Annotated in this window: 14 protein-coding genes; 2 read left to right on the top strand and 12 right to left on the bottom strand. The window is 45.7% G+C overall.

Annotated features, from left to right (window positions below):
• Window positions 1-17 precede the first annotated feature (17 nt).
• From MHI01_RS05345 to MHI01_RS05380, 8 genes are all read right to left on the bottom strand, one after another.
• Window positions 18-1,976 carry an ABC transporter permease gene (locus tag MHI01_RS05345; RefSeq protein WP_340982704.1) on the bottom strand — a complete coding sequence of 653 codons (1,959 nt, stop codon included), beginning with the start codon at window positions 1,974-1,976 and terminating at the stop codon, window positions 18-20.
• On the bottom strand, window positions 1,951-2,721 hold the full coding sequence (locus tag MHI01_RS05350; RefSeq protein ID WP_036608600.1) for an ABC transporter ATP-binding protein: 771 nt from the start codon (window positions 2,719-2,721) through the stop codon (window positions 1,951-1,953). The genes MHI01_RS05345 and MHI01_RS05350 overlap by 26 nt, the downstream gene beginning before the upstream one ends.
• Before the next feature lie 311 nt (window positions 2,722-3,032).
• The gene (locus MHI01_RS05355) at window positions 3,033-4,016 is read right to left on the bottom strand and encodes a sensor histidine kinase (RefSeq protein ID WP_340982705.1); all 984 of its coding nucleotides are present in this window, start codon (window positions 4,014-4,016) and stop codon (window positions 3,033-3,035) included.
• Window positions 4,013-4,717, bottom strand: a complete 705-nt coding sequence (locus MHI01_RS05360) for a response regulator transcription factor (protein WP_047842720.1) — start codon at window positions 4,715-4,717, stop codon at window positions 4,013-4,015. The genes MHI01_RS05355 and MHI01_RS05360 overlap by 4 nt, the downstream gene beginning before the upstream one ends.
• Window positions 4,718-4,758: 41 nt before the next feature.
• The gene (gene nagZ, locus MHI01_RS05365) at window positions 4,759-6,099 is read right to left on the bottom strand and encodes a beta-N-acetylhexosaminidase (RefSeq protein ID WP_340982706.1); all 1,341 of its coding nucleotides are present in this window, start codon (window positions 6,097-6,099) and stop codon (window positions 4,759-4,761) included.
• A gap of 398 nt (window positions 6,100-6,497) precedes the next feature.
• On the bottom strand, window positions 6,498-7,601 hold the full coding sequence (locus tag MHI01_RS05370; RefSeq protein WP_340982707.1) for an NADH:flavin oxidoreductase: 1,104 nt from the start codon (window positions 7,599-7,601) through the stop codon (window positions 6,498-6,500).
• A 332-nt stretch (window positions 7,602-7,933) separates the two neighbouring features.
• Entirely contained in the window at window positions 7,934-9,247 is a 1,314-nt protein-coding gene (locus MHI01_RS05375) for a hypothetical protein (protein WP_340982708.1), read from the bottom strand.
• Window positions 9,248-9,428: 181 nt separating this feature from the next.
• Window positions 9,429-10,478 (bottom strand): 2,3-butanediol dehydrogenase, encoded by a 1,050-nt coding sequence (locus MHI01_RS05380; protein ID WP_074094829.1) that lies wholly within the window; start codon window positions 10,476-10,478, stop codon window positions 9,429-9,431.
• Between the two features lie 386 nt (window positions 10,479-10,864).
• Here MHI01_RS05380 and MHI01_RS05385 point away from each other — a divergent pair, with 386 nt between their 5' ends.
• Entirely contained in the window at window positions 10,865-11,902 is a 1,038-nt protein-coding gene (locus tag MHI01_RS05385; protein ID WP_340982709.1) for a LacI family DNA-binding transcriptional regulator, read from the top strand.
• 178 nt (window positions 11,903-12,080) lie between these two features.
• Here MHI01_RS05385 and MHI01_RS05390 read toward each other — a convergent pair whose 3' ends face one another.
• Both MHI01_RS05390 and MHI01_RS05395 read right to left on the bottom strand, forming a co-directional pair.
• Complete coding sequence (locus MHI01_RS05390) at window positions 12,081-13,049, bottom strand: D-2-hydroxyacid dehydrogenase family protein (protein ID WP_339187831.1); 969 nt, start codon at window positions 13,047-13,049, stop codon at window positions 12,081-12,083.
• Between the two features lie 80 nt (window positions 13,050-13,129).
• Window positions 13,130-13,711, bottom strand: coding sequence for a TetR/AcrR family transcriptional regulator (locus MHI01_RS05395; protein WP_036670661.1), 582 nt, complete (start codon window positions 13,709-13,711; stop codon window positions 13,130-13,132).
• A 286-nt stretch (window positions 13,712-13,997) separates the two neighbouring features.
• Here MHI01_RS05395 and MHI01_RS05400 point away from each other — a divergent pair, with 286 nt between their 5' ends.
• Window positions 13,998-15,218: an MFS transporter gene (locus MHI01_RS05400; protein ID WP_340982710.1), complete on the top strand. Its 1,221-nt coding sequence runs from the start codon at window positions 13,998-14,000 to the stop codon at window positions 15,216-15,218.
• Between the two features lies 1 nt (window position 15,219).
• On the opposite strand, the gene MHI01_RS05405 is transcribed toward MHI01_RS05400, so the two are convergent.
• Both MHI01_RS05405 and MHI01_RS05410 read right to left on the bottom strand, forming a co-directional pair.
• Window positions 15,220-15,381, bottom strand: a complete 162-nt coding sequence (locus MHI01_RS05405; RefSeq protein WP_155985038.1) for a hypothetical protein — start codon at window positions 15,379-15,381, stop codon at window positions 15,220-15,222.
• A gap of 32 nt (window positions 15,382-15,413) precedes the next feature.
• Window positions 15,414-15,869: an SRPBCC family protein gene (locus tag MHI01_RS05410; protein ID WP_047842714.1), complete on the bottom strand. Its 456-nt coding sequence runs from the start codon at window positions 15,867-15,869 to the stop codon at window positions 15,414-15,416.
• Window positions 15,870-15,952: the final 83 nt, after the last annotated feature.

Consider the following 15,952-nt stretch of genomic DNA (forward strand, 5'->3'; position numbering starts at 1 on the left):
TGTTGGGCCATGCTATTTTATACTAATTTGGAATACATGTGACGCAGATACCGCCAGCGAACGAGTGCAAAATACAAAATCTGCATGGAAGCAAACACCAAGAAGATGCGCAGGCTGTATCCAAAGACCGAGAAATCAACCAGTTGCTGCAACGCCACAAAGGCAACCGAACTGTGGATGACCGCCACCAGAATCGGCAGGAAGAACATAAGCAATAGCTGCCTTGTTACGATCTTACGGAGTTCGGGACGACTCAGTCCCATTTTGCCAATCATGCGATACTGCGCTTCATCCCGTTCTAGATCTGCGTAAAGTCTGAAATACGTGAAACTTGCTGCAAAGGTGAAGAAAACAATGCCGATCAGGCCGCTCAAAATTAGAATGATGCCATTGGTCTGCTTGGAATTAAGCCAATCCACCACAAGCGCGCTGACCTCGTAATAACCTTTTTCGGAATGATCATCTTGAATGGATTTGATCAATTCAGGAGCAAAGCTGCGTGTACCCATCCAATCTTTCACGATAAATTGTATCGTTCGACTCGAATAGAAACCTTCAGGCATGCCAACTTCCTCGTTATACGCCGGTCTCAACTTCTCAAACAATTCGTTGGTTACAACGTAGAGATTAATTTCATTTTGAAAAGGAATCACAATATCGGTACCAGGTGTCACTAGCCGAATCTGTTCCGACCGATTATCAATCTCCAGATCGACCTCCGTCCCTGAGAATCCTTGTTCAGCCTGATCACGGTACTTCTTACGAACCGCCAAATTGCTAGGTGTCATAAATGACTCATCGACCTGTTTCAACGTACGTTCTTCGTACCCAAGTGCCTTCGCCAGACGGTTATAATCACTCAGTTTGATAATCCTTCCATTATTATTTTCAGGTATATGAGCATAACTGCCCTTCACGTAGGGAACTTGATGATCAATCAACGTTTCTTCAATCTTCCGAATATGTCGCTCGGAGTTGGGAGTATCCCAGTTATTCATATAACTGAATGCGTACGGATTCGACATGGACGACAACCCCGGGTCAGCAATCGCGAGCATGGTGCCAATTCCCGTGAATGAAGAGGCTGAAATGATACTTACCATGAAAAACATGATGGCGTTGTCTTTCATTCGATAGGTAAGTTCAGATAGGAAGAGCAGATTGGTTTTACGGAAAAACAACCTTGGATTTCTTTTCAGTGCCCGAATGATGTATACACTGAGCTGTGTGAACAGGAAGTACGTACCTGCAATAACAACCACGACACTTGCGAGTAATAACGGAAAGGAGAAGCTTATCCATACAAAAGTGAATACTCCTGCATAACCCCCGCCAATTAACAATACCGATAACAAGGCGAGTAGACGTGATGCTTTGGGTTCCGGTTTCGGTTTTTCCTCTGATTTCACAAGGTCAATGAGAGTTCCTTTGCGAATGAGCAAGGACGAGGACATCGCGATCACAACAAACAGCAGCAGAAATGCACCTGCGGTCAGGGCAATGCTTTTTAGCGGAAAATAGAATCGAAGACTGTTCTCAACAGCCAGCATGGAGCCACAGATCAGCAGGATCAATTTGCCGAAAATAATTCCGAGTCCAATCCCGGTAATGATGGAAGCTAATCCGATACACATGTTCTCCATAAACAGAAGTCTGTTCATCTGTTTACGTGTCATGCCTATGATCAGGAAAATACCAAATTCCTTCTTGCGCGTCTTCAGAAATGAACCAACGGAGTAGAGCAGGAACAGGAATGAAAAGATGAATATAATGATCTCTGCAATCACAAACCCCTGATTTGCAAGCAACGTAACCGTCCCACTTGATCCCTTTAAGCCCGCTTTCAAGTCGGGATGGAACAGGAGCAATGCGTAAGTAAAAAAGATCATAACGGAAAATGTACTGCTCAGAAAATGAGCCAGATAAATTCGTTTGTTACGAACAACGTTATTAATGGCGAACTGGCGAAAATTCATGTCCTGAACCTCCCATTAGGGATAATACATTAATAATCTTCTGGTAAAAGGCTGCGCGATTATCGCCGTAGTGAATTTCATTATACAGTTTGCCATCCTTGATAAAGACAACCCGACTGCAATAACTTGCAGCTACTGCATCATGAGTGACCAGCAGCATCGTAGCCTGATCCTCCTGATTGCGCGTTTCGAGAATCTCCATGACATCTCTTGCCGCCTTCGAATCCAGGTTGCCTGTTGGCTCATCGGCCAGAATCAGCTTCGGGGAATGGATAAGCGCTCTGGCAATGGCCGTACGCTGTGCCTGTCCTCCTGATATCTCATATGTCCGTTTGTTCAGAATACCCTCGATCCCCAACTTGCTTGCCAGCTGTTCGACACGTGTGTTCATCTCTGCTAGCGAAACACCGTCAAGAGTCAGTGGCAGCACAATGTTTTCCTTGACTGTCAGTGTATTCAACAGATTGAACGATTGAAAAACAAATCCAAGCTCTTTGCGCCGGAACAGCGCGAGTTCGTCCTGATTCAATTCAAACGGATTCTTTCCTGCAATCCGCAGTTCGCCTGATGTTGGGTGATCAATGGTTGAGATCATGTTCAGCAGCGTTGTTTTGCCACTACCCGATGGTCCCATGATGCCAACAAACTCACCTTCCTGAATACTGAGGTCAATACCTGATAACGCTTCATAAGATACGATGCCTTTGTAGATTTTACTGATCTGTTTCACAGAACAAATCTCCATGGTTACAACTCCTTAGTGATATATGAATTCAAAATCAAGTTACATTCATGCTATGTGCATGTGTATTGTGCGTGGCCTTTCCTGTACTCTTATGACTACAGTCTATCGAAGTTTCGGCCATTCTCCTATGGTTTAACCTTTCATCAACATGACAATGTTGTAAGGTTGCATCATGAAAATCAAAAAGACGCCTTCGCCCCGATCAGGCAATAGACGTCTATACGTACACTCACACTGTAATTCATACTCCACTCACACTTCTTCAACAAAAATACACACCTCACGGCCCAATCTTACCTCAATCTGTCACTTCAGGAGTTGAATGTGATTCGTACAGTCGTTCCTTCGCTGTACACGGATTCAAGATCAATCCGATGATTCATCCGTGTTAACACTTCTTTGGCAATATACAGCCCCATGCCTGTGGACTCTTTGAAATGCCGCCCGTTCTCCCCGGTGAAGAAAGGCTGGAATACCCGGTTTAGATCAGACTTCGGAATTCCGATGCCCTGATCCTGCACTTCCAGTATGATGGAGCGTTCGGCTTCATACGCACGCACATAGATCTTTTGCCCGCTGCCCGCGGAGTATTTGATTGCATTGGACAGTAACTGTACCAAGACAAAACGAATCCACTTGGCATCGGATTGCACAACCAGCGCAGAATCGATATGCATCTCTGGATAGACGTGATTGCGAATAAAGAATCGCTTGAGTTCATGGATCGCTTCTTCCCCAGCGGTCTTCAGTATCACAGGTTCGACACTGAAATCCTGTTCGAAGGTATCCAACCGGGCCACATACAGCACAGTCTCCAAACCTCGCCTCATCTGGTCCGCTTCCTCCCGAATGCTTACGAGCCGAGGATCATCATCTTCCTGACCTTCCACGGTCAACTCAATAACGGATAACGGTGTCTTCATCTGATGGACCCACTGGTTCATGAATGTCAGATATTCTTGCTGCCGTTGTTCCAGCCGATGGAGATGAGCATGGTACTGTCCGTATTGTGAATCCAGCAGCTTTTCCAGCGCCAGTGATAAAGGACTTGTTTCGTTCAATGGTACAAATTCCTTCAGCGAATCCATCGATCGTGACATCCGGGTATAAAAGGAGCGATGTGAATAATAACGATACACCAAATATCCGATGTATAAAAATAATCCCAACGCTACGGCATAAGCAGCCGTGACCCAATCGTTGTAACCGTCATACCAGAACACTGCAACAACGGTGAACAAGATGGCAACAACCCAGCACGTTAAAGCGAGATGTTCTCGTATAAACAATCTCATGATGGTGAAGAGGCCTTCCAGGTATTGTTCAATCGGTAACCCGAACCTCTGACCGTTTCCAGTGCGTCCGTAATACCAAGTTCGGCTAATCGTTTACGCACCCGAGTAACGTTAACGCTGAGTGTATTGTCATCCACAAAAGAGTCATCCCACAGCTTCTCCAAGATTGTCTCTCTGCTCACCAGCTTGGGACTGCGGCGGAGTAACGTTTCCAGCAGAATCGTTTCCTTCTTCGTCAGCTGTACTTTGCGATCACCAAGCTGAATCTCCAGTCTTTCCAAGTACACGACCAAACCGTCCAGTTCCACCTTGCGTTCTTCATCACGAGCAGCATAGTCCCCATATACCCGGCGCAGCTGACTTCGAATTTTTGCTATAACAATCTCATGCTCAAATGGCTTCGTAATATAATCATCCGCCCCGTTCTCCAGTGCCATGACCTGATCCATCTTCCCACTCCGTGCGGAGATAAACAAAATGGGGCATGTAGACAGCGTACGAATCTGGCGACACCAATAGAAACCATCGTAACTGGGCAAGTTGATATCCAAAAGTACCACATGTGGCTGTACCTGCTCAAACTGTTGCACAATCATCTCAAAATCCTCGACCAGAACGGCCCGGTCCCCGTAGCGTTCAATATGTGATTTCAATAATCCCGCAATCTTGGGATCGTCCTCTATTATCATAATGGTATACATTATTGGATCTCACCTCTGGCAAAATCATAACACAGGATTTATTATCTAGCATCGATTTGCTTACGCCAATCCACAATATCTGCATTCAATTGCTTCAGGTCTCCGGAAGCTTTCTGATCATCGGATAACTTGTATTGTTTCTTCAATGCCAGGATACGATATACACTTTCATCAATTCGGGACTCGGTGATTTTGCCTGACTTTACTGCACTTATTAGCGTATCAAAAATCGTCTTGGCACTCTCATAACTGTGAGCTACCAACAGAATGTCACTTCCTGCTTTAACAGTTGCCAGGGCTGCCTGGTCCAACTTGTAGTTCTTCGCGATTGCACCCATACTCAGGTCATCTGTGATGACGACACCATCATAATTGAACTTCCCGCGCAGATGTTCACCTATAATGACATCCGATAAGGAAGCCGGATGATCCGGGTCCAGCTTCGGGAACAAAATGTGTGCAACCATGACCGCCTCTACCTGCTCCTTCACTGCGGCCTGGAACGGAATCCATTCAAGCTCGGCCAGTTGTTTTTCCGTTTTATTCACGACAGGGAGATCGAGATGGGAGTCTACGGACGTATCACCATGACCCGGAAAATGTTTCACTACCGGAATAATGCCTTCACTACGTAATCCCTTCATCTCTCCAATCCCCATACGTGACACCAGTTCTGCCGAGCTGCCGAATGAACGATCTCCAATCACCGGGTTCTTCGGGTTACTGTTCACATCCAGCACAGGAGCAAAGTCCACATTAAAACCCGCAAGCTGAACCTGTCTCGCCAGTAATTCGCCCATCGTTTCAGCAAGCGCGCTATCTTTCGTCTCCCCTACTTTTCTACTGGAAGGAATGGATTCCACCGTCTCCGGCATACGGCTCACTTTGCCGCCCTCCTGATCCACACTCATGAAGATCGGTACCGGGTTGGACTGATTCGCTTCCTTGATGGATTGTACAAACTTGGCTGTTCCCTCGAGTGTCGATACATTGTTGGCATAGAAAATAATGCCCCCTACCTTTTGATCGGTAATCATCTGTTTGGCTTGATCATCCAACGTTGTCCCTTGAACACCGGCCAGTATCATCTGTCCAATCTTCTCTTCTAACGTTAATGAACTAAGTTGCTCCTGCACCGGATCGACTTCTTCTTGCGGTTCCTCTGGTACTTCTTCCTGCGGTGGCGCGGTATTCTGCTCCGGCGATGAGGAAGATTGCCCTGAGTTGGAGCCAGCGTTCGATCCGGTATTCGAGTCCGTCGCGGAGGAAGGTTTCTGTGCTTGGCCACATGCCGATAAAAGCAGAACGATCCCCAGCAGAAGACACATCATATGCAGTGGTTTTCTCCATTTATTGTTCGAGTTGTACCTATAGTTGTGCAAGGATATTCATCCTCCTTATGTAATGTCATCTTGGCAACCCTTGGGTTCAGGCCTAACCTTATCATAAGGTGGTGGATTCTCAAAATAAGTCGTACTGAAGATTGAATCGTTGTTCAGACACTTAAGTGGTAAAAAAAGTGGTTGCACTGGAACCTGAGATGTGGAACTTAATGGTGTTGTGACTAGGCGCGTGTGCGATGTATATGGAGAATAAATAGGAGTAACGGTGCAGAAAACGATTTTCTATTGTGAATTTTTCATATGTTGAAATTATTAGTATAGACAAATCGAAAAGCCGCCCAAAGGCGGCCTATTTGTTCGTTTTTGTTTTACTTTTCGTTGTAAATCGTTGCCGTTCAGTGTTAGTTCACCTTTCACCAAACGTTATTAGGCTTCTATTAATGGAGTGTTTGCAACACTTCCGTTGTAAATGGAATGATTTCGGATATGCGATCTTCACGAACTTTGGCAGGCCATTCGGGATCACTAAGCAGAACACGACCCAAGGCGATCAAGTCAAATTCATTGTTCTCCAACTTCTCATTTAATTGATCCAAATGGGCATCACCTGTTCCCTGGTTCTCGGTTGCTCTGTCTACGAATTCAGCTTCAAGACCTACCGATCCAACTGAAATAGCTGGTTTACCCGTTATTTTTTGCGTCCAACCCGCAAGATTCAGCTCAGATCCTTCGAATTCCGGTAACCAGAACCGGCGTGTAGAGCAATGGAATATATCCACGCCAGCAGTACTAAGCGGGGCCAAGAATTGCTCCAATTGTTCTGGCGTCTCCACCAGACGTGCCTCATAATTCCCCATCTTCCATTGGGAGAACCGGAGCACAATTGGGAAATCAGGACCAACCGCCGCACGACAAGCTTCAATCACTTCAACCGCAAATTGGGTTCGCCGTACCAAATCACCACCATAATTGTCGGTCCGTCGATTCGTCTGCTCCCAGAAGAATTGGTCAATCAGGTATCCATGGGCTCCGTGCAGTTCAATGCCGTCAAACCCGATTCGCTGTGCATCCGCTGCCGCTTGGGCAAATGCCTGTACAAGACCTTGAATCTCCTCTTCCGTTAATGGTTCACGTGATGGTTCACCTGCCATGCTAACCCCTGACGGACTTACAGGCTCAGCTTCTGCGTTAGGCAAGTCACCGGAACGACGTGCTGTACCCACATGCCACAATTGTGGCATGATTTTGCCACCCGCTTCATGTACTGCTTTCACTACATTAGCCCATCCTTGCAACGAATCTTCACCATGGAATAATGGAATACTCGCTCCACTAACCGAAGATGGATGATTAATGCCTGTGCCTTCCGTTATGATGAGCCCCACTCCACCTGCTGCTCTGCGACGATAGTATTCAGCAACTTCTGGTCCAGGTACACCCTCTGGTGAGAATCCGCGAGTCATGGGTGCCATAACGATTCGATTAGACAATGTTAGCTTGTCCGAGGTGAAAGGTTTGAATAATGCTGAAGGTACGTTCATAGTACATTGCTCCTTTGCAATTGGAAGTGTGGAACTCCGCATCCACATGAAATGCGACATGCTTTTGTATATTGTAACACGTGTAATCCAGTTGACTGGTTTAGGATTATTTCTCTATCCATTTTATAGTTTCTTAATTTTATTTTCAAATTTTCGAAGTTGGGCGTTCAAACTACTCTTATAGAAAAAAAAGAAAGCTACCTTACGGCAGCCTCTGTTGGATCACACTACCGAAGCAGTCTGACATGCACTCTACTACATCTTAAAGTATTTTCCCGGTCACCAATAATGTGGATGTAGCATAGTATATAATCCATAATCTTCCTTCCAATTTAATTAGCATTCACGGGGATATCACTGCGATTCACTCGAAGCAATTTCCCTGATGAAGTTGATAACACATCCGGATCGGTACCCAGACCAAAGTAGAAGTCACCCTCATTCTCTTCGAAAGACTTGGCATAGGTGTCCTGGTTAAAACTTAAAATCTCATTCCATGTGGTCAGATCCGTTGATTGGTAGACCCGATTGATATACAGATTGGCACTTTGGCGAGTATACGTAAGCACATACACCTTGCCATCACGCAACAGCACATCGGTTGGGAGCGCCTTGACATCTGGCAGATTAACTCGCCTTGCCTGATTGATGTCGGTCATGACATTCAAAGATTTGGGCAGCAGCTGCCCATCATTAAACACGCCACCTGCTATATAGAGCAACTTGTTATTGAAGTTAACATTTTTGCCTATTTTATTATAAGGAATCGTGCCCGTTTGATAGGTTATTCCAGGCAGCATTTTGTTACCATAGATGACAACATCCCGTTTCTCAAGATTTTCATTAATCTCCAAAATATTAGTTTTGTCATTCCATATTTTATTGGCAGGATACATCATGCCAGATGCATATAACTTGCCATTAAGATGGAACATGGTATAAGCCCGGAAACCAAACGTATTAATAGTCGCATATTTTTGCCAAGTTTCACCTTCATTATGAGAGATTAGAATGGTTGGTTTGGACTCTGTACCCAGCGCGGCAAACATCTTGCCCTGATAAGATGCCAAATCGTATACGTGTACACCCAGCGGCAGATTGCGATATTTGGTCCACACCTCTCCATCCAGACGATAGAAGTTGCCCAGTTCCCACTGTTCACTATCAGAATCATTGCCAGGAATATATAACTTGTCGTTTAGTACTCTGTAGATATCAATCTGTTCCTCATCCACATACATCTTCGTTGATGGCAAGATGCCCGGGTTGCTGTTCGTCACCGACTGGGTCTTGAATTTTGCATTCGCTGTATCATAATAAATGACTGGAATAGGGCCTGAATTAGGAGCTACGCCCAGATTGCTACTATTTCCGTGGCCCAAATATATCTTGCCGTTGTACAGTTGCATGTCCCAGACGTTATTAGCATATGGTGTTTTGGTAAAAGGTCTGCCTAGCAGTTCGATCTTCGATGTTACATCCGCTGAACTGATCGGTGCATTCGACACCTTGGCAAGCCCACGTTCCGTCGCAGGGGGTTGACTCGTTGAGGTGGTGTTTTTCGGCTTGGAGTTCCCCATAAGCATCCAGCTCATTCCTGCGACAATGGTCAAAATTACGGCTGTCCATTTTGTATGTCTCTGCATGTCCGCTTCCTCCTTCATTTTTTCATCATCATTACCTTCACACCAAGATGATACAATTTGTATCTTTTTATACTATGTAAAACCACCCGCACATGCAACAAATTTCGCCCTATTTATACAAAAAAAGTAGACAATCACATCTGTTGATGTGCTGTCTACTTGTTCTTAATGTCTGTGATTTCTATTCAGCTTTTACCAAAATCTTAACCTGATTTTTCTCTTTCAACAGTGCTTCAAATCCATGCTCTACCACTTCATCCAACGAAATTCGTTTGGTCACCAGCTTGTCAGCCGGGAAGAAACCTTTATCCATCAGACTGATAACAGCCGGGAACACATCGCGATAACCAATAATGCCATTAACTGTACGTTCTTTCATGACAATTGAGTTCGGGTGAATCGGCGCTTCCTGTTCAAAAATACTGACGATCATCAACTCTCCACCAATACGTGTCGAATCGATGGCTTGTTGCAGAACACGTGGAACACCGGTTACTTCATAAGCTACGTTAACGCCACCTTGTGTACGTTGATGGATCTCTTCCACGACATTAAACTGCGTTGGATCAATCACAATGGCACCGAGCTCTTCGGCTTTTGCTTTCCGTTCATCCGATAACTCCACTACATAAATATCCGATGCTCCCGAAGCTTTAAGCGCTTCGATGACCAGTAGTCCGATTGGGCCTGCGCCAAACACGGCTGCCGTATCTCCCACTTTCAGCTTGCTTTGGCGCACAGCGTGAAGTGCTACAGCTGAAGGTTCAACCAACGCACCTTGCTCATACGAGATTGAATCCGGAATGGCATGTACCATATTTTCTGCAGCAGTTACATACTCGGAGAATCCTCCTCCGCCTCCAGCGAGTCCAAGGAAACCCATCTGATCGCACAGATTGTATCTGCCCTGTTTACAAGCTTCGCAGTGTCCACATGCATAGATGGGTTCTACCACAACACGATCACCCGCCTTGAAACGCGTAACACCTTCCCCTACTTCAACCACCTGTCCTGAGAATTCATGCCCCATAACTATAGGCGCTTGTTCCCCTGTTAGCGGATGCGGTGCTTGAGCGGGAATGAAGATTGGACCTGCTGTGTACTCGTGCAAATCACTGCCGCAGATACCGCACCATTCCACTTTTATTTTGACCTTTCCTTCTTCAGGGTGAGGTTCATTAATATTTTCGAGACGTAAATCTTTGACTCCATGCCAACGTAATGCTTTCATTCATTTCATCTCCCAGATCATAATTTGTGATATAATCGGAAACGTTTCCGTAAATTAAATATGTCACATTTTAGATACGCTGTCAAACATATTTCTCCACTAATATGGCTATTTCATGATCATATCGAGTTCACTTAAGAATGCTCGCACTTTAATTCAAGTGATCTTAGGGGTATTACAAACGATGTAATCCTTGTTATTAACATATATCATGGCAAATATTATTGTAGTCCCATTGAAATTTAATCAGGCGTTGCCATAAATCTGGCCCATTCACGGGATACTTCATTGTTCAAATGTTATAATCAAGTTATATAACTATCGTGAAGTTCATACATATTCCTAATAATTCGGAATCGTTTCCGATAAAGTGAGGTAACCGTACATTGAGGAAAGAACAGAAACTTACGATCAAGGACGTTGCAGAGCGTGCCGGCGTGGGCATCGCTACCGTATCCCGGGCCATCAACAATTCAGAAGGCATCAGCAGTAAAACACGGGATAAGGTGATGCAGGCCATTAAAGAACTGGGGTTTGTACCCAACACCTCGGCACAGAGTCTGAAAATCCGGCAAACGCACCAGATCGCGCTTGTTGTACCCGACATACGTAACGCCATCATTCCGGAAATCTCCTGGTCTGTAGAGCAAACGGCGAAGCAACATGGGTACCATGTCGTTCAGATCAATACGGCAGGCAATGCCAGAACGGAGCTTGAAACCATTCGTAATGTCAAAAAATTGCATGTGGACGGACTAATCTTCATGCCTCTGGCGTACCCCAAAACGTTACCCGGACTGATTGATAAGGCGCCGCTCCCTATCTCCATGATTAATTACGGCAAGAAACTGGAACCGGGTATGAAAGCGGATATCGTCTCTCTCTCTCAACCTGAAGGAAAATTGGTAATGGAACATCTGTTCAAGATCGGTCGAACTCGAATTGCATATGCGGGAGCACCGAAGGACATTATTGAAGAACGCTTTCGTGCGTATGAGCAAGCCGTAGGCCATGTGGACATTTCTCTCGTCTACTTTGGTGAGGACTTTTCATTGAATACAGGTGCCAATGCTGCAGATTATTTTTACGGACTTACGCATATGCCAGATGCCGTCTATGCCATTAATGATATGGTTGCCATCGGATTGGTTAATCGGTTCAAGGAGTTAGGGGTTCGTGTACCTGAAGATGTGGCTGTTGTGGGTGTGGATAACAATCAATGGACAACCGTCACGTCTCCTCAGATTAGTTCCGTGTCCATTATGGGCGAAGAAGTCGCCAGACTTGCTACCGAGCTGTTGTTAAAACGGATTCGGGAGATGAGCACGACCGATTACGAACACATCCAATTTGAACCACGCTTAATCGTTCGTGAATCAAGCGTCGCCATGATTCATTCCTCCCAGCGAGGACCACACAGTTAAGTTTGGTGAGAGGGATAGGTCAGCAGGATAGAATATATTTTACGGCTATCCCTTTATTTGTCCTGCTACACAGATATACTAAAAAGGTGTTGCTCAGGTCTAACTCTTTCCTGGCAGCACCTTATTTGTCGTTGATTCTATATAACTATAGCAGAGTCATACTAAGCATACGTTCATTCTAAGAAAGCAGTTGTCTGATCGGTGTTCCCTTCAGGAACATCGCTATATTCTCTACGGTATGATTATAATAGATCTCATAATTGCCACGAGTCACATAACCCAGATGCGGTGTTGCCAGGACGTTGGGTAATGTTCGCATCACATGGTTAACGGGGAGCGGTTCCTGCTCATATACATCCAGACCTGCACCAGCAATCACACCACTCTGCAATGCCTCCACCATAGCTTCCTGATCGACGATGCCCGCTCGCGACGTATTGATGAGTAGCGCACTCGATTTCATTAGTTGAAACTCGGCTTGTCCGATCAGATTCCGCGTACGATCACTCAATACTAGATGTATGGATACGATGTCGCTCTGTGCAAGCAGTTGCTCCTTGGTCTCGGACCAGATCACACCATGTTTTCCGGCTTTTTCTTGTGTTAGATTCTCGCTCCAGGCCATCACATTCATGCCAAATGCTTGTGCGATCTCAGCCATGCGAGTGCCTATTTTGCCCAAACCAAGCAATCCAAGTGTTCTCCCATGCAAATCCAACCCGACCGTGCTCTGCCAGTTTCGATTGGAGCGAAGTGCATTATTTTCTGTAACCAGTTGTCTGGACAGCCCCAGAATTAGTGCCCATGTAAGCTCCGTCGGCGGATTAGAGCTTCCCTCAGTTCCACACACAATGATGCCGTTCTGCTCTGCAACCTTGAGATCTATCGAAGCGTTGCGCATACCACTTGTAATCAGAAGTTTTAGCTTAGGGAGCTGCGAAATGACCTTCTCTGGAAACGGTGTACGTTCCCGCATCAGGACTACAATATCAAAATCCTGCAATTCCTGAATGACTTTTTCTTCCGAGCCCATATAGTTGTTGAATGTCTGAATCTCCACCTGATCCATCAACGGCCCCCAGTCCGCCGACGTCAGCGCAACGTTCTGATAATCATCCAAAACGGCACAGCGCAACTTCGTATTCATTTCTGATCTCCTCCTATATCTGCTCAATTCTTAAACATATTGTAGCAACTCCGCATCACTTTAAACAGAATAATTCCCTATTAATGTAACAAAGACAGCGTAACTTGGATGCTCTGCTCTACAAATAAGCGGTCTGGTCCTGATTTCATCAGTACAGTCAGTCCAATCATGGATACTACCAGGGACTGTGCGACCGCACTCGCGTTCATGTCAGTAGACAATTCCCCGCTCTGTTGCCCTCGTTCTATCGTTTCTTTGAAAAGAACACCCAGGTACATCTGATGCTCCCGTGTAAGGACAGCGAATTTGGGATCATGTGGAGCCAGCTCAACCATCGTATTAATGCAAAAACAGCCGTGACTAGGCTCGGTCACACTCCCCTCTGCTCCAATATGTTCAAACAATCCACGAAAGGCTTCCCGCACGGAGGAGCCCTGTTGAAGTCTGGCTCTGACTTGAGCCGCGTGCTGAGTGGTATACCTGCGAAGTGCTGTTTCAAATAATTCCTTTTTATCTCCAAAAGCCGCATACAGACTGGGACGTTGTATGCCCATTGCGGTCGTCAAATCATTTAAAGATGCCGCTTCGAACCCTTTGTCCCAAAACGTATGCATCGCTGCATCGAGTGCTTTATCCGTATCAAATTCCCGTTGTCTAACCATACAATTCACCTCTTTATGTATCGATCAGTATGTTTATATATTTTAACCTCACTCTTATTACAAAGTCAAAACCTAATAACCAGAAAGGCGTGTTTAGCTATAAATGAATCGAAAAATCTGGAATAGAAGCGATCGGATAATTATTTTGTCGTCATATTCTCTGGGTAAAAAATCTTTAATTTAACCCTCACCCATTTCTCTGTTGACAAAATTCACGCAAATAAAGTATGTTTATCCCGAAACATAACATACCAATCAGTACATAATAGAAAGGTGACATCCATTTATGCAAACTTCTTCTCCAGATGCACAATTATCCAATAAAGATCGTCCTGCCATGTCACGGTTAGTTGCTCTTCTTTTTGCCGTGTGCAGCGGACTTGCGGTCGCCAATATCTATTATGCTCAGCCTTTACTGGACTCCATCGCTCAAGAATTCAGCCTCTCGCCATCATCCATTGGGATTGTCATCACAGTGACTCAAATATGTTATGCCCTGGGGCTGTTCCTTCTTGTTCCGCTTGGTGACCTCTTAAATCGCCGCAAGCTGATCATCATTCAAATGCTCTTATCCGTGCTTGCACTGGTTCTCGTAGGAACCGCACAATCCAGCTCACTTTTATTCGCGGGCATGGCTGTCGTAGGTCTACTCGCGGTCATTACGCAAACGCTTGTTGCCTTTGCTGCACACTTGGCAGCTCCTTCCGAACGTGGTCGCATTGTCGGGTTGGTAACCAGCGGGATCGTCATTGGCATTTTACTTGCACGAACGGTTGCAGGTACGCTGAACGATTGGCTCGGGTGGAGATCGGTATATCTCTTCTCCGCCAGCCTTACATTACTCGGAATTGTCGCCTTATTTTTTGTTCTCCCAAGGCAACAATCAACACAAGTAAAACAAAGCTACTTCCAATTACTCGGTTCCGTCTTGCAACTGTACCGTGAGTTGCGTGTGTTACGAGTACGAGGTGTGCTGGCCATGCTGATTTTTACAGCCTTCAGCATCTTATGGACTTCTATGGTACTGCCACTAAGCAGCCCTCCACTGTCCCTGTCTCATACAGTCATAGGTGCATTCGGTCTCGCAGGAGCGGCGGGAGCATTGGCTGCTGCCCGTGCAGGTAAACTTGCCGACCGGGGCCTTGGGCAGAAAACAACCGGTGTCGCCCTTGTCATTCTGCTCTTGTCCTGGCTACCCATCGGTTATGTCCATCATTCTCTCTGGTTTCTGATCCTGGGTGTTATCCTGCTCGATCTCGCCGTGCAGGCCGTACATGTTACCAACCAGAGTCTGATCTACGAAGTTCGTCCCGAAGCGCAGAGCCGCCTGACGGCAGCTTATATGATCTTTTATTCCATCGGCAGTGCAACCGGCTCCATCGTTTCTACCCAAGTGTATGCATGGGCAGGCTGGACAGCCGTTTGCTGGTTAGGTGCTGGCGTTAGTGCAGCAGCCCTTGTATTCTGGATGATCGATCGTTATATGCATCGGAATATCGATCATTGAATTAGTCCAGTTTATTCCACACCACAATAAAAAGAGTTGCCAACGGACCAAATAACAGGGAAATCAGAAACCAGTTCCGACCACTTCTGTTTTTTCCCTGAGCCAGTCCGGCATTAATCAAGGCAAGTGTGCCCCAACCTACAAAATATTCATTATCCATCAAATGTCTTCTCTCCTCTATCCATTTAATTCTGGCTACTGCTCAAGCATATCTTTGAGCTTACGATTACGATCCTCCAGAAATGCCTGCATGTATCTCTTCAGCACAAGTCGTTCGGTTGCCCATCCCAGCAATCCAAGTGGAGCTTCGAATCGAAGTGTATCTCTCATGCAAGTCATCTGATCCCCAATTACGCTGAAATGATGTTCATGTCGCATGCTCTTGAAAGCCCCTTTCTCCATCTGATCCACAAAGAGGAAAGGTCGTTCAAACTGCACAATTCGGGACTTCAGCTTTTGTCTGACCCCAAAATGAGTAGCCTGAAATGTAACGGTATCCCCTGCTCCAATTCTTCCTGTTGTTACTCCTGCAACTGCTCGCTCTCTTGTATGTTGCCAGACGGTCTGAGTATGTACATCAATATCCCGGGCATAGTCAAAGCATCGTTCAATCGAGGCATGTATTGTAATCTCGGTTGTCACTTCAATCATGGCGATCGCTCCTTGGCAGGAAAATAAGGTCTTTGCAAAGTACACGCTTGCTTCCTTGGTCGAACAACACATCTAGGATGATA

Origin of the sequence: Paenibacillus sp. FSL M7-0656, assembly GCF_038003225.1 — a bacterium.
Lineage (GTDB): Bacteria > Bacillota > Bacilli > Paenibacillales > Paenibacillaceae > Paenibacillus > Paenibacillus amylolyticus.